Below are 17,898 nucleotides of genomic sequence, written 5' to 3' on the forward strand. Positions count from 1 at the left end.
GATGTACGGGACGCCGGTGACGCCCGCCGCTCCCCCGGCCCGCTTCGCGGTGCCCGGCCGTATCGCGGTGAGCGAGCAGGTGGCGGCCGCCTGGCAGACGGCCACGCTGACCGAGGTCCGGCGGGAGACGCCGTACGCGTCGACGTTCCGGCTCGCGGTGCCGCGGTGGGCGGGGCATCTGCCGGGGCAGCATCTGATGCTGCGGCTGACCGCCGAGGACGGTTATGTGGCGCAGCGCCACTACTCCCTCGCCTCCGCGCCGGACGACTCCGGGCACATCGAGCTGACCCTGGACCGGGTGCCGGACGGCGAGGTGTCGGGCTGGTTCCACACGGTGGCGCGGCCCGGTGACACGATCGACGTGCGGGGGCCGCTGAGCGGCTTCTTCGCCTGGCCGGGCGACCGTCCGGCGCTGCTGCTGGGGGCCGGTTCCGGGATCGTCCCGCTGATGTCGATGGTCCGGCACCATCGCGCCCGGGGGTTGTCGGTGCCGTTGCGGATGCTGGTGTCGGCGCGCAGTCCGGAGGAGCTGATCTACGCCGGGGAGCTGGGCGCGGAGACCACGGCCGTGTTCACCCGGAGCGCCCCGGCGGGTGTGCCGGTGGGACGTATGTCGGCCGCACATGTGGCGCCGCTCCTGGCCGAGCAGCCGCCGGGTGGGTGGGAAGCCTATGTGTGCGGCTCCAACGGCTTCGCCGAACACGCCTCCCGTCTCCTCGTCGCGGCCGGTCAGCCGGTGGACCGTATCCGCATCGAGCGCTTCGGCTGAGCCGCCGGCAGCTCGTGGCGGGCGGGATGCGCGAGGGGGCTCGGGGCTGGGTACCTGACGGGTGTGGACATGCGTACTCGGTCGCACCGCCCGCGTCGGCGGCACAATCCGCTGCGGCGGCGGTCGGACGTGGTGGAGGCGTGGGTGGCCGTGGTCGTCGCCGTCCTGCTCTGCGTGGTCGCGCCGCTGGCGGGGACCGCGGCCGGACTGTTCACCTACGACCGCGCGCGGACGCACGCCGAGGAGCAGCGGGCCGAACGGCAGCCGGTGCAGGCCGTGGTGGCCGGCCGTCCCGCGTCCCGGCCCACGGTGCACGGCGACCGGGGCCACGGCTACCGGGCCGAGGTCCGCTGGACGGAGTCGGGCCGGCAGACGCGTACCGGCGTCGCCAACGTGCCGGCCGGGACGCGGGCCGGGGACACGGTCACCGTCTGGTTCGACAGCCGGGGGCGCGCGGTGGCGCCGCCGCCGAACGACGTGGCGGTCTGGCAGCACACGGTCGCGGTCGGCCTGGGCGTGGCGGGCGGCACGGCCGCGCTCGTGCTCCTGGCTCGGGCGGTGGAGCGGCGGGTCGCGCTGCGGCACCGGCTGGGTGAGTGGGAGCGGGCCTGGGCGCGCACCGGCCCGGCGTGGACACGACGATGCGCGTGAGCGCCCCCGTACCGGCTACCCGCGCCGCGCCGTCACCAGCCGGGCACGGGGGCTGCCGTCGGCACGCAGACCGAACTCCGGGAGCGGCTGAAGCTCCACGGTGAACCCGGCCAGCTCCAGTTCCCGGCGTACGGCGCCGAGGCGGAACGCGCGGTAGTACATGACGAACGGCGGTCGCCACACGGCGTTGCGCACCCGCATCACCGCGTCGAAACCGAGCAGCATCCAGTACGCGGGGCTGGACGGCCGGGGCGGCGCGAGCACCGGGAACGCGAACCGGCCGCCCGGCCGGAGCGCCGCGTGGACCTGGGAGAAGAGGCCGGGCAGCTCGCGGGGCAGGAAGTGCCCGAACGCGCCGAAGCTGACGACCAGGTCGAAGGCGCCCGTGAAGGGCAGCGCGCGAGCGTCGGCCCGCACCAGGGCGACGCCCTCCCCCAGCCCGCGCCGGGCCACCTCCAGCATCCCCGCGCTGAAGTCCACCCCGGTGACACTCCGGCGGCACAGCCCGCCCAGCACCGCGAGCCCGGCCCCGGTGCCGCAGCACAGATCGAGCCCGTCCTCGAACGGCCCCACCGGCCCGAGCGCCTTCGCCACCGCGTCCAGCACCGACACGGGCGTCCGGAACGGCGTGCGGTCGAACTTGGGCGCCAGCAGGTCGTACCCCCGCTCGACGGACGACAGCGCCTGCACGGCCAGTTCACGCACGGTGGGACCCTCGGGGCTGAACATGGGTCCAGCGTAGGGGGCGGCGTGCCGTACCGCGTGAGTCCTCTCAGTTCTTCAAGCGTTCCAACGTATTGCGGGTGTCCGTCTTCAGCCAGTCGGAGATTTCGTCGATCCTCGGGGGGTCCTTGTCAGGGTCGTAGGAGGAGAGGTAGGCGCTGTAGGTCATCGTGTAGGTGACCCAGCCGTCGCGGACGGCGAGGGTGGCGTAGCGGGAGCCGGTGGAGGAGGTGCCGGTGGTGGTGTCCTGCGTCACCAGGTACGCCTCGTCGCCTATGTCCTCGACCGCGCCGACGTCGTAACCGGTGTGGGTGCGCTCGTAGTTCTTCCAGGTGGCGGTGAACTCGGGCGCCGGGTCGGTCTTCTTGTGCAGGTCGACCTGGAGGGAGAGGTAGGCGTCGGCGTAGGAGGAGCCGGATTTCTTCAGGCTCGCGCTGCAGTAACTCTCGTCCAGCGCACGGTCCTTGAGGGAGCTGTGGGTCGGGGTGGAGTCACTCGCGGTGTACTCGTCCTTGAAGGAGCCGTAGTCCGCGCGGGAGCAGAGGTCGGAGGGGGCCGTGTAGCCGCGCAGGTCGGCCGCGTTCGCCGCCGCGCCGATCAGGAAGACGCCGGCCGCCCAGGCGGCGGAGGCCACGACCGCGCCGACGACGGCCCAGAGCACCGCCCGTCCGGCAGCGCCGTTTCCGGCGGTCGTGGGCGGGAACGGCGGTCCGTACTGCGGGGGCTGGGCGTAGGGGTTCCCCGGCTGGGGTCCGGCGGGCATCGTCGGCGGCTGGAAGGGGCCCGGCGGAGGCGCCTGCGGGACCGGCGGCGCGGACTGCGGGCTTGGGTAGGGGTACGCGGTCGGCTGGGGCGGGACCGAGGGCGGCTGCGCGGGCGGTCCGGGCTGCGGCGGCCGGTCGGCCGGCTGCGCGGACTGCTGCGGTGGCGTGGACATGTCGTGACGATAGGGCACAGTCCGCACGCGAGTATCCCGCTCGACCGGGATCGTTACGGCATCCGGACACAGGTCATGGGGGCAAGGCACATGTGACGCCCCACCATGTGGCGCCGCACCATGTGGTCGCCGCCCCGTGTCGCCCCGTCAGGCATCAGAGCACCTAGAGGTGCGTTCACAGCACACCCACAGCGGCCACCCAGGGAGCACCGCCACATGGCCCCCGAGTGTGGCATCCGGGTTGCTCGGGTCAGCCGTCCGGCGCGGGCAGCTCGCCGCACCTCGCCGACCTTCCTACGTTGATCATATGAGCACCGGATTCTCACGTCGGGCGACCGTTTCCGTCTGTTCCCTGTGCATGGTGGGAGCGTTGGCCCTCGCGCCCGCGGCCGCCGCCACCGGAAGCGGCGGGGAACCCGCGCCGCCCGCACCACGGGCGGCCGTCCCGCAGCCGTCCCTGCTCTACGGCTCCGGCGTCCAGGTGCGCCCGCGCGCCGGTGCCCCCGAGACCCCGCAGGTCTCGGCACTGTCCTGGCTGGTGGCCGACGCCGACAGCGGTGATGTGCTCGCCGCCGACGGGGCGCACCGCAAGCTGCCGCCCGCGAGCACCCTGAAGACCCTGTTCGCCCTCACCGTCCTGCCGACGCTGCCCGCGACCCAGCAGCACAAGGTGAGTTACCAGGAGCTGGCGGACGTCGGTGAGGGCAGCAGCCTGGTCGGTGTGGAGGAGGGCCACACCTATCAGGTGGCGGACCTGTGGCGCGGCGTGTTCCTCAGCTCGGGCAACGACGCCGTACACGTCCTGGCGGCCCTGGACGGCGGCGTGGACACCACCGTCGCCAAGATGCAGACCAAGGCCCGCACGCTGGGCGCGATGGACACCCATGTGATCTCCCCGGACGGCTACGACGCCCCCGGCCAGGTGTCCTCGGCGTTCGACCTGGCGGTGTTCGGCCGGGCCGGGCTGCACAACCCCGACTTCGCCCGGTACTGCTCCACCGCGCAGGCGGAGTTCCCCGGTGACGGCTGGCCGTTCGCCATCGAGAACACCAACCGGCTGCTGAGCGGCGAGGACGGCGTCGCCCCGTATCCCGGCATCATCGGGATCAAGAACGGCTACACCAGCAACGCGGGCAACACCCTGGTCGCCGCCGCCCGCCGGGGCGGCCGCACCCTGGTGGTCACAGTGATGAACCCTCAGGAGGGCGGCGGACTCGCCGTGTACGAGGAGGCGCGCCAACTGCTGGACTGGGGCTTCGCCGCCGCCGGCCGGGTGGACCCGGTGGGCTCGCTGGACGGCCTGCGCGCCACCCCGGAGCCCACCCACTCCGCGATCCCCATCGCGGCGGCCACCTCCCCGGCCCCGGACGACGACACCGACTGGACGCGCACCGCGACCATCGCCGGCATCGTCATCCTCGGCGCGGCCGGCGTGACCCTGGCCCTGCGGAGCAAGGGCGGCAAGGACACCGGAACCAGAGCCTGACCGGTCAGGAAGCCGGGTCCAGCGCCGGTACCGTACGCACCGCTCCCACCGGCCGCCCCCCGCCCAGCAGGGGCGCGCCCGCGAACTCGGTGAGGAGGGCCGGGTCGATCCCGGCATGGACGAGGGCCGCCGCGGCGACGGGCACGCGGGCCCGGTCGGCGCCGTCCGCGATCTTCACGGCGATGGCGCGCCCGTCGGGCAGCGCGGCCACCTGGACGCCCTCGAAGCCGTCCTTGGCGAGCAGTCCGGGCACGGCCCGCATCAGCGCGGCCACGTCGCGGCGGACCCCGGAGGCCATCTCGGCGTGCTCGCGCATCGCGTCCGCCACGCGCGCCTCGGGCGTGCCGGGGGCGGCGGTGGTGATGCGGGCGAGGGCGCGGGCGAGGCCGTGCAGGGAGACGGCGAACAGGGGCGCGCCGCAGCCGTCGACGGTGACGTGGGCGATCCGCCGGCCGGTGAGGTCCTCGACGGTCTCGGCGACGGCCCGCTGGAGCGGGTGGGCCGGGTCGAGGTAGTCGTCCAGGGACCAGCCGTTGAGCTTGGCGGTCCACAGCATGGCGGCGTGCTTGCCGGAGCAGTTCTGCGCGAGCCGGGAGGGGCCCCGGCCCTCGCGGACCCAGAGGTCGCGGACGACGGGGTCGAACGGCATGTCGGGGGTGTTGCGCAGCTCGGCCTCGGTGAGTCCGGCGAGGTCCAGGATGCGCCGGGTGCCGTCGAGGTGGCGTTCCTCGCCGGAGTGGCTGGCGGCGGCCAGGGAGAGCAGGTCGCCGTCGAGGGGCAGGCCGGCGCGCAGCATGGCGACGGCCTGGAGGGGCTTGAGGGCGGAGCGCGGGTAGAAGGCGGCCTCGGTGTCGCCGAGCCGGAACCGCACCTTGCCGTCGGCGCCGAGGACGACGACCGAGCCGTGGTGGACGCCCTCGATCACACCGCCGCGCACCAGGTGGACGACGGGGGCGTGGCCGGGTTCGCGGAGGGCGGGGGCGTCCAGGAGCACTGTCTGGCTCGCGGGGTCGGGGATGGCCTGGGCCTGGGTCACGCGTCGGCTCCGGTGGTCTCGGGGCCGCCCGGTACGGGCAGCGCCGGGGGTGTGGCGGTGCCCGTGGGGCGGACGATTCGGGTGAGGGTCGTGGCGACCCGGTCGAGGTGGTGGGTCATCGCGGCGACGGCGTCGGATTCGGAACCGGCGGCGAGCGCGTCGAGCAGGGCGCGGTGCTCGCGGTCGGACTGCTCGCGACGGCCGCCCAGTTCGGTGAGGAAGGCCGACTGGCGGGCGAGGGCGTCGCGGATCTCCTCGATCACCTTGCGGAAGACCGGGTTGTGGGCGGCCTCCGCGACGGCGAGGTGGAAGAGCGTGTCCATGGCGACCCAGGCGGCGGTGTCCGTCTCCCGCTCCATGCGGTCCAGGAGCAGGGTCAGCCGGTCCAGGTCCTCCGGGGTACGGCGCCGGGCGGCGTACCCGGCGACCGGGACCTCGACGTGCCGGCGGACCTCCAGCAGGTCGCTCGCCGCGTAGTCGCCGAAGGTGGGGTCCTGCACGGCGTCGGCGACGACGAATGTGCCCCTGCCGGTACGGGAGACCGTGAGCCCCATGGTGTGCAGGGCGCGCAAAGCCTCGCGGACGACGGGCCGGGAGACCTCCAGGGTGCGGCACAGCTCGGCCTCGGAGGGCAGCTTGTCGCCGATCGCGTACTCGCCGCGCTCGATGGCGCCGCGGAGGTGGCCGAGGACCGCCTCCAGGGCGCTGACGCGTCGGGGGGCCGGGCCACCTGTCTGGCTGTCTGACAGGTTCACTGGGCGATCGTGCGGTCTGAGGCCAGAACCTGTCAAGGCGTGACGATCCGGGACGCGGACGGGGTGCGGACACCCGGCTCGTCCGGACGTCCGCACCCCGTGCGGTGGCGTGCTCGCCTCAGTTGCTGAGCGTGCCGGTGGCCAGCAGGCCGATCAGCGCCACGCCGACGACGATCCGGTAGATCACGAAGGCGTTGAACGAGTGCTTGGCGACGAACTTCAGCAGCCAGGCGATGGAGGCGTAGGCGACGACGAAGGAGACGACGGTGCCGACCGCCAGCGGGGCGGCGCTCACGCCGGCGCCGAGGGCGTCCTTCAGCTCGTAGACACCGGCGCCGGTGAGGGCCGGGATGCCGAGGAAGAAGGAGAGGCGGGTGGCGGCGACCCGGTCGAGGTCGAGGATGAGCGCCGTGGACATGGTGGCGCCGGAGCGGGAGAAACCGGGGAAGAGCAGCGCGAGGATCTGCGAGCAGCCGACCAGCATCGCGTCCTTGAACGAGGTGTCGTCCTCACCGCGCTTGTGGCGGCCCATCTGGTCGGCGGCCCACATGACGCCGGAGCCCACGATCAGCGAGCCGGCGACCACCCAGAGGGAGGCGAGCGGGCCGTCGATCAGCGGCTTGGCGGCGAGTCCCACGACGACGATCGGGATGGTGGCCGCGATCACCCACCAGGCGAACTTGTAGTCGTGGCGGTAGCGCTCCTCGGGGTGGAACAGGCCCCGGAACCAGGCGCTGACGATCCGCTTGATGTCCTTGAAGAAGTACACGAGCACGGCCGCGATGGCGCCGACCTGGATCACCGCGGAGAACCCGACCACGGACTTGTCGTCCACCGGGATGCCCATGAGCCCCTCGGTGATCTTGAGGTGGCCGGTGGAGGACACCGGGAGGAACTCGGTCACCCCCTCCACTACTCCGAGGACGACGGCCTGACCGACAGAGATGGCACTCATGGATTCCAGTTCTGGGGAGAGGGGGTCGACGGCGGTGCGGACACGTCTGGGCGCGCCCGTACGGCACCGGCGCGGACCGCTCCGGAGCGCCGCCCGCGCGTACGGCAGCGTAGAGGCAGCCGGGGTGTGGGACGGAACGCGGCCACGCGTGCTGCGGGCGGAACCCACCTCCCTCACAACGACTTCTTACCGTCGGTGCCCGTATTGCCCGAGAAGTGAGGCTCACCAGTTCTTCTCGAAGAGCTGGGCCACCTCGGCGATCCGGGCCTCGTCGCGGCGGTAGTAGGTGCGCAGCAGCCGGCGCCTGGTGCGCAGCAGGCCGAGACGGGTGAGGAAGTCGAGGTGGGCGGCGGCCGTACGGCGGGGCACGCCGAGCTTGGCGGCGACGGCGCGCGGGGTGACGCCGGTGCCGAGGGGGTCGAGGCTCGCCGGGGGGAAGTGGGCGGGCGGGTCCTTGAGCCAGTGCAGGAGGGTCTGCCGTATCCGGCCCGAGGGAGTGCACCTCATGCGTACGCCTCCCTCCCCCGGCCCCTGGGCTGCTCGTGTCCCGTGGTTCCACTGTGGCGCAGGCGACGTGAGCGCGTCCGGCTCTCGGGAGGGGTTGTCCGGGACCCGACGAAGGGCGGCGCGGGGGTCGTGAGGAGGCGCGCTGAGGCCGGAGGGTCCAGGTCGCCCGTACGGCGGCTTGCGCCGGTACTAGTTGCACAGTCAACGATTGGCCGGAACGGTGCTACCGTGCGGGTATGGCAGTGAAGACGGGCGAGGGTGCCCGGCTCGAAGAACGTTGGCGGGACATCCTCGCGGTGCACGCGCGCACCATGTGCGAGATAGACCGCGCCCTGCATCCGCACGGGCTGGGTGCCAGCGACTTCGAGGTGCTGGACATCCTGTCCGCGGAGACGCCCGCCGAGGGCGACCACTGCCGGGTGCAGAACCTGGTCGGCCGGGTCCACCTCAGCCAGTCCGCGCTCTCGCGGCTGATCGGACGGCTGGAGAAGGAGGGGCTGGTCGAGCGCACGGTGTGCGCGGAGGACCGGCGCGGGGTGTGGGTCAGCCTCACCCGTCGCGGCCGCGAGCTGCACGCGGAGGTGCTGCCGCTGCAGCGGGGCGTGCTGGAGCGGATGCTGGCGGAGTCCTCGGACTGACGTCGGGCTCGCACGTGGGCGCTGGCCACATGGGTGCGGCCCACATGGGTGCGCCGCACATAGGCCCACCACACATCCCCAGACACACCCGTATGGCGAAGCCACCATGTGCGACTCCGCCATACGTCAGGACGTCAGGCGATTCAGCGCGCCAGCAGTGAACGCACGCCCTGCGAGGTCAGCGTCAGCCCATGCTCCGAGCTGCCGTCGATGGTGAGCGACAGCTCCTCCTCGGGCCACTGGGAGGCGAGGGCGCCGAGCTGGATGAGGCGGTAGCGGGAGACGGAGGGCAGCAGCCCGGCCATCTCCAGTTCCGAGGTGAAGACGGGTACCACCTGCTCACCGCCGGGCTGTTCGAGCACCGGCAGGGCGACCATGGTGGAGTCGGCACCCTCCGCGTCCACGGCCTCGTCGGGCATCGGGACGAGCACATCACTGTGCGCGAGGGTCTCGAGGGCGGCCTGGTCGTCGGTGTTGACGGCCAGCACGTCCAGCGCCTGCTGGGCGGGCGTCGGCGTCGGAAGGTCGTCGTGTGCGGGTGTCTCCATGGCACATCCCCAGGTAGTGCGGTCGTACGGGCTCACGCTGGACCGGGGCCCGAGCGCGCTCCCGGCCGCGTACCCATCCCCCCACGGACCATGCGCACGGGTTTCCGGCGGCCCGGAGCCCTTCACCGGCGGTTCACCCGATCGGACGGCGGACAGCCACACCGCCCTCAGGGCCCGCCTTCGCCCAGCAGCTCGTCGACCGTGGTGACGCGGACCAGGGGCCGGTACAGGTCCAGCACGTGCAGCGTCTTGGCGTGCGCCTCGTCGTCCACGCCCGCGCAGGCGTCCGCGACGACCACCACCTCGGTGCCCGTGTCGGCGGCGGCCAGGGCGGTGGTGAGGACGCAGCACTCGGTGCTGACCCCGGCCAGGACCAGGCGCGAGCCGGGCGCGAGGCGGGCGGCCAGTTCCGGGGTCCACTTGCCGAAGGTCTCCGCGTCCAGGACCGGAGCGTCCAAGCCGGCGAACTCCGGCGTCAGCCGCCACAGCTCCGCGTCCGGGGGCTGGAGAGCGAAGGGCCACTGCTCGTAATAGTCGCGCCAGACCCCCGTAGGCCGGGCCGGAGCGAGGAAGCGGGTGAACACCACCCGGTCCCCGAACGCCGGCAGCAGCCGCGCCACCCCCGCCGCGGCCTCGGCGTACCGCGGGGTGGCCCACGGACTGCCCGGGGCGGCGAAGACGCGCTGCATGTCGATGACGGCGAGCAGCCCCGGTACCGGCCTCATGCCCCGTACATCCCCGGAGCAGGGGCCGGGCTCGGCGGGAGTGCCTCCTGCTGCCGGACCCGGTCCCGGCCCAGCAGCAGGGTGCCGAGGAAGGCGAGGGCCAGGGCGACGAGGACCCCGAGGTTGGCGTATGCCCACCGGCCGGAGCGGCCGCCGAGGCCGAGCGGGCCGAGGAGGTAGCCCTGCCAGCTCAGCCAGTGCGCGGCGGTGTTGGTGACCAGACCCCAGCCGATCGCGGTGGCGCCGACGGTGAGGACGAGCGGCAGGGCGCGGGCGTCGCCGTAGCGGCCGTCGGGGCGGAACAGGTCGCCCTCGTCGTAGTCCCGGTGGCGCAGGGCGAGGTCGGCCAGCATCACGCCGCACCAGGCGGCGATGGGGACGCCGAGGGTGGTGAGGAAGCCCATGAACTCATCCAGGAAGGCCCCGCCGAAGAACACGATGTACAGGGAGCCGGCGATCATCAGGACGCCGTCGACGAGGGCGGCCAGATAGCGGGGCACGTGCAGCCCGGCGGAGAGCAGGGCGAGGCCGGAGGAGTAGATGTCCAGCACGGCGCCGCCGACCAGGCCGAGCACGGCGACCAGGGCGAAGGGGACGAGGAACCAGGTCGGCAGGATGGTGGTCAGCGCGCCGATGGGGTCGGCGGCGATGGCCTGGCTCAGCTCGTCGGAGGAACCGGCGAGCAGCAGGCCGAAGACCAGCAGGAGCAGCGGCGCGGCGGAGGCGCCGAGGGTGGTCCAGCCGATGACGCCCCGGCTGGAGGAGGAACGCGGGAGGTAACGGGAGTAGTCGGCGGCGGCGTTGACCCAGCCGAGCCCGAAGCCGGTCATCATGAACACCAGCGCGCCGATGAACTGCTGGGGCGAGCCCGCCGGGACGGCGCTGACGGTCGACCAGTGGACGTGGTCGGCGACGAGGGCGACGTAGACCAGGGTGAGCACGCCGGTGATGACGGTGATCACGGTCTGCAGGCGCATGATCAGGTCGAAGCCCATGACACCGCCGACCACGGTCAGCGCGGCGACGACGAGGAGGGCGACGGCCTTGGTCTCGGTGCCCCCGCCCCAGCCGAGCCGGGCGAAGACGGTGGCGGTGGCGAGGGTGGCGAGCGAGGCGAGTACGGTTTCCCAGCCGACCGTGAGTATCCAGGAGATGACGGACGGCAGGCGGTTGCCGCGTACTCCGTAGGCGGCGCGGCTGAGCACCATGGTGGGCGCCGAGCCGCGTTTGCCGGCGACGGCGATGAGGCCGCAGAGCAGGAACGAGGCGACGATGCCGAGGACTCCGGCGGCGAGCGCCTGCCAGAAGGAGATGCCGAAGCCGAGGGCGAAGGCGCCGTAACTGAGGCCGAGGACGCTGACGTTGGCGCCGAACCAGGGCCAGAAGAGGGTGCGCGGGGTGCCCTTGCGGTCCGCGTCCCCGATGACGTCGAGGCCGTGGGTCTCCAGTTGGATCTGGCGGCCGTCGGCTCCGCTGTCGTGGGGGTCCTGCGGCTGCGTCATCGGCGACCTACCTGTCCTGACGTGTCGCGTCCAAGCTAGGCGGGTGGATGGAGGGGCGCAAGGAACGACCCGGCGTCAGCCGGTGGGGCTGACCGGGGCGTTCGGGCGGGAGAGGGTTGGCAGCCCTCCCCGATGACGTTAGGTTAGGCTAACCTAAGAATGTTGCCGACACCGGGTCGGCATCGCGGCGGCCTCCGGTCGTACGCGTGACCGTGGGCTCTGCCAGGGAGGCAGCGTTGTCGACACCCCTCTTCTCCTCGGTCATCCGCACCGCCAGCCAGGAACGGCACACCGAGGCCGAGCAGGCGCCGTTCATGAACGGTCTGCTCGGCGGCCGGTTCGGCGTGGACGCCTTCACCAGGTACACCGAGCAACTCCTCTTCGTCTACCGCGCGTTGGAGGATTCCGCCACCCTGCTGGAGGACGATCCGGTCGCGGGCCCGTTCCTGCGCCCGGAGCTGCGGCGGGTGGCGGAGCTGGAGCGCGACCTGCGGCACCTCCTGGGCGAGGACTGGCGCGACCGGGTGGCCCCGCTGCCCGCGACGGAGCGGTACGCGGCCCGTATCCGCGAGGTCGCCGCGAGCTGGCCGGCCGGCTATGTGGCCCACCACTACACCCGCTACCTGGGCGATCTGTCGGGCGGTCAGATGATCCGGCGCATCGCGGAGCGGACCTGGGGGCTGGAGAGCAAGGGCGACGGCGTCCGCTTCTACGTCTTCGAGGGCATCGACAACCCGGCCGCCTTCAAACGCGAGTACCGCGCGCGGCTCGACGCGCTGCCGGTGGACGAGCTGGAGAAACGGCGCGTGGTGGAGGAGTGCCGGTCGGCGTTCGCGCTGAACAACGCCGTCTTCGCCGACCTCGGCACCCTCTTCCCGGCCACCGCCTGACATCCCCTCATGTCCTACGGGCGGACACGCGTCCGCCCTCTGGAGGCAGCCCCGTGGTGGGCAAGAGACATGTCCCGCGGCGGAGCCGTGCCCTCATGGCGCTGCTCCTCGCCTTACCCCTCCTCCTGACCGGCTGCGGACCCGGCACCTCACCGCACGCGACCGGGGCCGAGGCCGGCGGCCGGCACGTCCCGTGGAGCCGGGTCACCCCGCTCTCCGACCCGCGCGCCTACCAGGGCCCCACGACGGCGACGGTCGACAGCGCCGACATCACCCCGGTGACCCGCAAGGCGAACCCGGTCCTTCCGGCCAGGCTCACCGACACCCAGGGCACCGAGGTGACCGTACGCAGCACCGACCGGGTCCTGGCGCTCGACCTTTACGGCAGTCTCGCCGCGACGGTGTACGGGCTCGGCATGGGCGACCGGCTGGTGGGCCGGGACCAGTCGACCGGGTTCCCCGGCGCCGCGAAGCTCCCGCTGGTCACCCAGGGCGGCCACCGGCTGAACGCCGAGGCGATCCTCGCCCTGCACCCGACCCTGCTGATCACCGACACCACGCTCGGCCCCTGGGACGCGGTGCTCCAGCTCCGCGACTCCGGTGTGCCGGTGGTGGTCGTCGGCGCCCGCCGCTCGCTCGGCACCGTGGGCACGCTGGTCGACGAGGTCGCGGCCGCGCTCGGCGTACGGGCCGAGGGCAAGAGGCTGCGCGACCGGCTGGACAAGGAGGTCGCCGCCGAGCGGGCCCGCATCGACCGGATCGCCCCCGACACGGCCGCCCGCCGCCCGCGCGTCCTCTTCCTCTACGCACGCGGCCAGGCCGGCGTCTACTACCTCTTCGGCAAGGGCTCCGGCGCCGACTCCCTGATCGGGGCGCTGCGCGGGGTCGACGTGGCGAGCGAGGCAGGGATCAACGGCTTCACCCCGCTCAACGCCGAGGCCATGGCGAAGGCCCGGCCGGACCTGATCATGATGATGAGCGAGGGCCTGCGCTCCGTCGGCGGGGTGGACGGCGCGCTCCGGCTGCCCGGTGTCGCGCAGACCCCGGCCGGGCGGCACCGCCGGATCGTGGACATGAGCGACTACCAGGTGCTGTCCTTCGGCCCGCTGACCGCCCGCGTCCTCGACGCGCTGGCCCGCGCGGTGTACGCGCCGGACTCCCTGGGAGGCGCGTCATGACCGCCCTCCACACCGCGGCGAGCGAACGGGCGCCGGGGCGCCTCACCGCCCGGGTCGCCCTCTTCGCCGGGCTCGGCACCGCTTTGGTGCTGGTCTGCCTCGGCTCGGCCGCGCTCGGCCAGTACGGGATCGGCCTCGCGGACGTGGCCGCCTCGACGCTGCACCGGCTGTCCGGGCCGCTCGGGCTCGGGCACCCGGTCGGTGACCCCTTCGCGGAATCGGCACTGTGGCAGATCCGGATGCCGCGCGTGGTGATGTCGCTGCTGGTGGGGGCCGTACTGGCGACGTCCGGGGCGCTGATGCAGGGCGTGTTCGGCAATCCGCTGGCCGAGCCGGGTGTCGTGGGCGTCTCCTCCGGTGCGGCGGTCGGCGCGGCCTTCGTGATCGTGGCCGGGGTCGATGTGCTCGGGCAGTTCACCGTGCCCACGGCGGCCTTCGCGGCCGGGCTGGCGTCGGTGCTGCTGGTGTATCTGCTGTCCCGCTCCGGCGGCCGTACCGAGGTGGTCACGCTGGTGCTGACCGGGATCGCGGTCAACGCCGTGGCCGGTGCCGGACTCGCGTTCTGCATGTTCTTCGGCAGCCAGACCGCGCGCGACCAGATCGTGTTCTGGCAGCTCGGCAGCCTCAACGGCAGCCGCTGGGCGTACGTGGTGAGCGCGCTGCCGTTCGCCGTGGTGGGCCTGACCGGGGCGTGGCTGCTGGCGCGCCGGCTGGATCTGCTGGCGCTGGGCGACCGCGCGGCCCGGCATCTTGGGGTGGACGTGGAGCGGCTGCGGTTGACGGCCATCGTGCTCATCGCGGTGATGGTCGCGGCGGCGGTCGCCTTCAGCGGCGTCATCGGCTTCGTGGGCCTGGTCGTGCCCCATCTGATCCGGATGGCGATCGGTCCGGGACACCGGGCGCTGATCCCGGCCGGCATGCTCGGCGGCGCGGTCCTGCTCGCGCTGGCGGATGTGGTCGCACGGACGGCCATCGCGTACGCGGACCTGCCGATCGGGATGCTGACAGCTCTGGTCGGCGGCCCGTTCTTCTTCTGGCTGCTGCGCAACACCCGTGCCCGCGCGGGAGGCTGGATATGAGCCTGCGGACCGCGCTGGACCGACTGACGGCCCGGCGCCCGGAGTTGCCCGCACCGCCCGAGCCGGGTGCGGTCGCCGTGACCGCGCGGGGCATCGGCCTGCGCGTAGGCGGGAGGTGGCTGCTGCGGGATGTGGACCTCGACCTTACGGCGGGCACCCTGCTGGCCGTCGTCGGCCCCAACGGGGCGGGTAAGTCGACCCTGTTGTCGCTGCTGGCCGGTGACCGGACGCCGACCGCCGGGACCGTGCGGGTCGGTGGTCTGGACGTCCGGCGTGCCCACCCTGTCGACCTCGCGCGCCGCCGTGCGGTACTCCCCCAACGCCCGCAGCTCTCCTTCCCGTTCACCGTGGCGGACATCGTCGCCATGGGCCGGGCGCCCTGGGCGTCGACCGACGCGGAGACGGCGGACGAGGAGGCGGTGGCCGAGGCGCTCGCGGCCACCGGGATGACGGATTTCGCGGCGCGCAGATACCCCACGCTGTCCGGCGGCGAGCAGGCACGGGCCTCTTTCGCCCGCGTACTCGCCCAGCGCACCCCGGTGCTGCTGCTGGACGAGCCGACCGCCGCGCTCGACCTGCGCCACCAGGAGCGGTTGATGCGCACCGCCCGCGACCGCGCCGACCGGGGCCTCGCGGTGCTCGCCGTGCTGCACGACCTCCAGTTGGCCGCCGCGTACGCCGACGAGATCGCCGTACTGCGGGACGGGCGGCTGGTGGCGCGCGGCGCGCCCGAGCGGGTGCTGACCGAGCCGCTGCTCGAAGACGTCTATCGGCTGCCCGTCGAGGTGCTCCGCCACCCCGCGACCGGCGCGGTGCTGGTCGGCCCCCGACGGCCCGGCAAAGGAACCCCATGACCCCTCCCCGCTTCGGCCGCCGCGCGGCCCTGGCCCTCGCCCTGGCCTCCCTGTTCACCCTCGTCCCGGCCCGGTCCGCGTCGGCCGCCGCCCGGGTCACCACGCCCCCCGGCACCGCCGACCCGGAGTACGCGACCCGGGTCCGCCTGCACGGCGCCGGCTTCCAGTCGGTGAAGAACGGCTTCGGCGGGATCTACGTCCTGTTCGGCACCGTCAGCGGGGCGTGGCGCCCGAGCGAGGGCGGGGCCAGCGGCGCGGACTATGCATACGTCCAGGACTCCGAGACCAAGGACAACCACGGCTATCAGCGCTTCGTGGCCTTCCCCGGCGACCCCACGGCGTACGCGGCGAACGGCGGCACGGTGAAGGCGGACGGTACGTGGGACGCGACCCTGGTGGTGCCGGGCGCGGTCTTCCCGGCCAAGGGGCGCGACGGCAGTGTCCGTCAGGTGGACTGCCGCAAGGTCCAGTGCGGGGTGATCACCATCGGCGCCCATGGTGTGGCCAACGCACACAACGAGACGTTCACCCCTATCGACTTCGCCACCCCGGCCACCCGGCACACGGCTGCGCCGAAGTCCGCCCGGCCGACGCCGACGCCTTCGAAGCGGGCCACGCCCACGCCGGCCACTCCGGCACCGAGCGCGACCACGGCCGCCGCAACGACGCCCGAGCCCTCCCGCTCGGTCGCGGCGGCTCCCGTGGCGAGCGACGACACCCCCGCTTCCGGTTCCGGACGGCTCGCGGTGATCGGTGGCCTCGCCCTGGCGGTGGTCCTCGTCGTCCTGTCCACCCTTTGGCTGCTGCGCATACGCAGGCGCGGCCTCACGACCCGTCCCTCGGGGGAGAAGTGACCACACTGACCAAGAGATCCAAGACCGCGACAGCCGTACTCGGCCTGCTGGCCGGCGCTGCCTCGGGCCTGCTGGTGGCGGGCGCGAGCCCGGCCTCGGCCGCCCCGGTGAGCGTGTCCGGCGCGTCCCTCGCCTGGGGGCTCAGCGGCGAGCAGGGCGGCGGCGCCTTCTTCGGCGGCTGCAACTTCCTGTCGGCCGGCAAGGCCGGCAACACCGGCTCCAGCCGCCTGTGGACCGAGAACGACGGTTTCTACAGCACCAGTTCGGGCCATGTGACGGTGGAGAAGCCGGACGCCGCCGACAAGTACACGCAGCCGGCCTGGGCCACCAAGTGCCAGGACCCGAACGGCAAGCCCGTCTCCCCCGGCTCCCCCACCTCCCTGACCCGCAACCGCGTCGTCTTCTCCGAGGGCACCGGCACGGCCGACCCGGAGGCGGGCACAGCGACCGTCCGCTGGACCGGCTCGGTCACCTCGGTCTTCTACGGCGGCCTCACCTACTGGTCCGCCACCGACCCCGTACTGGAGGTGAAGGCCGACGGCACGGGCACTCTCAGCGCCACGGCCTCCGGCTACGGCGCCGACATGAACGACCCGGGCAAGTGGGTCTCGTTGCCCGAGAAGACCGTCACCCTGGCCAACCTCCGTGGTGTGAAGGTGAGTCCGTCCGGCTTCACGGTCACCCCCGACTATCTCGGCGTCTCCGTGCACGTCCCGGACGGCGCCACCGGCCAGCCCGCCAAGTCGGCTGCCAACGAGGCGTATTGGGGCGCCTTCCCGCAGAGCTTCGTGGACTTCCAGCAGCTCACCGGGCAGTCCTCGTACTGGTTCACCTCCGGCGGCGCCCGCGACGCGGCCAAGCCCGCCACTCCCGTGACCGTCGCCTGGACCGCGCCGAGCGCCGGCCCGACGCCGACGACCACGCCGACCAAGTCCAGCCCCGCGCCCACGGTTTCCGCCACGCCGACCAGGTCCGTCACGCCGACACCGTCCAACACAGCTACGCAGAGCGGAAGTTGTGAACCGGCCGACGGGATCAAGGGCGGCAGCCTGACCTGGGGGTTCAAGAAGAGCTTCCGCTCCTACGTCGGCGGCTCGGCGGGCAACGCCATCACGGCGGGCGACGGGCTGAAGATCCTCGCGCAGGACGAGGCCGTCGCCGGGAAGCAGTCCACCGGCACCTACCAGTGGCCCTTCGCGTCCAGTTCCGCCTACACCTCGCCGGACGACTTCACCGTCCAGTACGGCGGCCGGATCACCTACTCCTACCCGGCCCACTACTTCAAGGTCGTGATCGCCGACCCCCGGCTGACCGTGCACGGCAAGGCGGGCACGCTGTACGCCGATGTGAGCCTCACCGTCAGCGCACCGGGCACCGAGGCGAAGACGGACGCCCGCAGTGACGTCGCCCTGGCTTCCGTGGACCTCTACGGCAGCGCGGCGAAGACCCCCTCCGGCATCACCCGCACCCTGCACACCGCGATCCTGGACACCAAGGCGTTCACCTTCAACGGGTCGAGCTTCTACGAGAAGGGGCAGCGACTCGACGACGCGACCGTGCTGTTGTCGGGCTGCTCGGGCAACGGGCCCGCTCCCAGCGCGAGTTCCGGAGATGGCACCGGAGCCTCTCAGCCCAGCGGCGGTGATTCCGGCCTCGTCCCCGATCTGCGCTACCGCCCGGACTCCCTGGCCAGCACCGGCACCGACGCGACCGGTCCGATCACGGCGGCCGCAGCCTGCGTGGCCACCGGCCTCGCCCTGGTCCTGATCGCCCGGCGCCGCAAGAGCCGTTCCGCAGCGCATCGTTGACGG

The 17,898-nt window shown here is 73.1% G+C and carries 19 protein-coding genes; 10 read left to right on the top strand and 9 right to left on the bottom strand.

Features of this window, described 5'->3' with window-relative positions; genetic code table 11:
* Position 1 precedes the first annotated feature (1 nt).
* Complete coding sequence (locus E5083_RS18360; RefSeq protein WP_135787039.1) at positions 2-769, top strand: ferredoxin reductase; 768 nt, start codon at positions 2-4, stop codon at positions 767-769.
* A gap of 69 nt (positions 770-838) precedes the next feature.
* Complete coding sequence (locus tag E5083_RS18365) at positions 839-1,420, top strand: Rv1733c family protein (RefSeq protein WP_135786778.1); 582 nt, start codon at positions 839-841, stop codon at positions 1,418-1,420.
* A 15-nt stretch (positions 1,421-1,435) separates the two neighbouring features.
* On the opposite strand, the gene E5083_RS18370 is transcribed toward E5083_RS18365, so the two are convergent.
* Both E5083_RS18370 and E5083_RS18375 read right to left on the bottom strand, forming a co-directional pair.
* Positions 1,436-2,149: a class I SAM-dependent DNA methyltransferase gene (locus E5083_RS18370; protein WP_135786779.1), complete on the bottom strand. Its 714-nt coding sequence runs from the start codon at positions 2,147-2,149 to the stop codon at positions 1,436-1,438.
* Between the two features lie 43 nt (positions 2,150-2,192).
* Positions 2,193-3,080: a hypothetical protein gene (locus tag E5083_RS18375; RefSeq protein WP_244317552.1), complete on the bottom strand. Its 888-nt coding sequence runs from the start codon at positions 3,078-3,080 to the stop codon at positions 2,193-2,195.
* A 307-nt stretch (positions 3,081-3,387) separates the two neighbouring features.
* On the opposite strand from E5083_RS18375, the gene E5083_RS18380 reads away from it, so the two are divergent.
* Entirely contained in the window at positions 3,388-4,566 is a 1,179-nt protein-coding gene (locus E5083_RS18380; RefSeq protein WP_135786780.1) for a D-alanyl-D-alanine carboxypeptidase family protein, read from the top strand.
* 4 nt (positions 4,567-4,570) lie between these two features.
* On the opposite strand, the gene E5083_RS18385 is transcribed toward E5083_RS18380, so the two are convergent.
* From E5083_RS18385 to E5083_RS18400, 4 genes are all read right to left on the bottom strand, one after another.
* Positions 4,571-5,602, bottom strand: coding sequence for an asparaginase (locus tag E5083_RS18385; protein ID WP_244317553.1), 1,032 nt, complete (start codon positions 5,600-5,602; stop codon positions 4,571-4,573).
* Positions 5,599-6,357, bottom strand: coding sequence for a FadR/GntR family transcriptional regulator (locus tag E5083_RS18390; protein ID WP_135786781.1), 759 nt, complete (start codon positions 6,355-6,357; stop codon positions 5,599-5,601). The genes E5083_RS18385 and E5083_RS18390 overlap by 4 nt, the downstream gene beginning before the upstream one ends.
* 118 nt (positions 6,358-6,475) lie before the next feature.
* A complete protein-coding gene (locus tag E5083_RS18395; protein WP_135786782.1) occupies positions 6,476-7,312 on the bottom strand; it encodes an undecaprenyl-diphosphate phosphatase in 837 nt (278 codons plus the stop codon).
* 222 nt (positions 7,313-7,534) lie between these two features.
* Positions 7,535-7,819: an ArsR family transcriptional regulator gene (locus tag E5083_RS18400; protein WP_135786783.1), complete on the bottom strand. Its 285-nt coding sequence runs from the start codon at positions 7,817-7,819 to the stop codon at positions 7,535-7,537.
* Positions 7,820-8,055: 236 nt separating this feature from the next.
* Between E5083_RS18400 and E5083_RS18405 the strand changes: the two genes are divergently transcribed.
* Positions 8,056-8,457: a MarR family winged helix-turn-helix transcriptional regulator gene (locus tag E5083_RS18405; protein ID WP_135786784.1), complete on the top strand. Its 402-nt coding sequence runs from the start codon at positions 8,056-8,058 to the stop codon at positions 8,455-8,457.
* Between the two features lie 143 nt (positions 8,458-8,600).
* Here E5083_RS18405 and E5083_RS18410 read toward each other — a convergent pair whose 3' ends face one another.
* The 3 genes from E5083_RS18410 to E5083_RS18420 all read right to left on the bottom strand — a co-directional run bounded on the left by E5083_RS18410 (position 8,601) and on the right by E5083_RS18420 (position 11,232).
* Positions 8,601-9,005, bottom strand: a complete 405-nt coding sequence (locus E5083_RS18410; protein ID WP_030804053.1) for an SseB family protein — start codon at positions 9,003-9,005, stop codon at positions 8,601-8,603.
* 167 nt (positions 9,006-9,172) lie between these two features.
* Positions 9,173-9,730, bottom strand: a complete 558-nt coding sequence (locus tag E5083_RS18415) for a cysteine hydrolase family protein (RefSeq protein ID WP_135786785.1) — start codon at positions 9,728-9,730, stop codon at positions 9,173-9,175.
* On the bottom strand, positions 9,727-11,232 hold the full coding sequence (locus E5083_RS18420; protein ID WP_135786786.1) for a purine-cytosine permease family protein: 1,506 nt from the start codon (positions 11,230-11,232) through the stop codon (positions 9,727-9,729). Before E5083_RS18420 ends, E5083_RS18415 begins: the two co-directional genes overlap by 4 nt.
* Before the next feature lie 236 nt (positions 11,233-11,468).
* On the opposite strand from E5083_RS18420, the gene E5083_RS18425 reads away from it, so the two are divergent.
* The 6 genes from E5083_RS18425 (at position 11,469) to E5083_RS18450 (ending at position 17,895) form a co-directional block, all read left to right on the top strand.
* Positions 11,469-12,122, top strand: a complete 654-nt coding sequence (locus E5083_RS18425) for a biliverdin-producing heme oxygenase (protein WP_208754082.1) — start codon at positions 11,469-11,471, stop codon at positions 12,120-12,122.
* Between the two features lie 95 nt (positions 12,123-12,217).
* Entirely contained in the window at positions 12,218-13,300 is a 1,083-nt protein-coding gene (locus E5083_RS18430; RefSeq protein WP_135786787.1) for a heme/hemin ABC transporter substrate-binding protein, read from the top strand.
* Positions 13,297-14,379, top strand: a complete 1,083-nt coding sequence (locus tag E5083_RS18435) for a FecCD family ABC transporter permease (RefSeq protein ID WP_135786788.1) — start codon at positions 13,297-13,299, stop codon at positions 14,377-14,379. Before E5083_RS18430 ends, E5083_RS18435 begins: the two co-directional genes overlap by 4 nt.
* Positions 14,376-15,233 (top strand): heme ABC transporter ATP-binding protein, encoded by an 858-nt coding sequence (locus E5083_RS18440; protein ID WP_135786789.1) that lies wholly within the window; start codon positions 14,376-14,378, stop codon positions 15,231-15,233. The genes E5083_RS18435 and E5083_RS18440 overlap by 4 nt, the downstream gene beginning before the upstream one ends.
* The gene (locus tag E5083_RS18445) at positions 15,230-16,087 is read left to right on the top strand and encodes a hypothetical protein (protein ID WP_135786790.1); all 858 of its coding nucleotides are present in this window, start codon (positions 15,230-15,232) and stop codon (positions 16,085-16,087) included. The genes E5083_RS18440 and E5083_RS18445 overlap by 4 nt, the downstream gene beginning before the upstream one ends.
* Complete coding sequence (locus tag E5083_RS18450) at positions 16,084-17,895, top strand: HtaA domain-containing protein (protein ID WP_135786791.1); 1,812 nt, start codon at positions 16,084-16,086, stop codon at positions 17,893-17,895. Before E5083_RS18445 ends, E5083_RS18450 begins: the two co-directional genes overlap by 4 nt.
* The last annotated feature ends 3 nt before the right edge of the window (positions 17,896-17,898 follow it).

This window comes from Streptomyces bauhiniae (assembly GCF_004784475.1).
Classification (GTDB): Bacteria; Actinomycetota; Actinomycetes; order Streptomycetales; family Streptomycetaceae; genus Streptomyces; species Streptomyces seoulensis.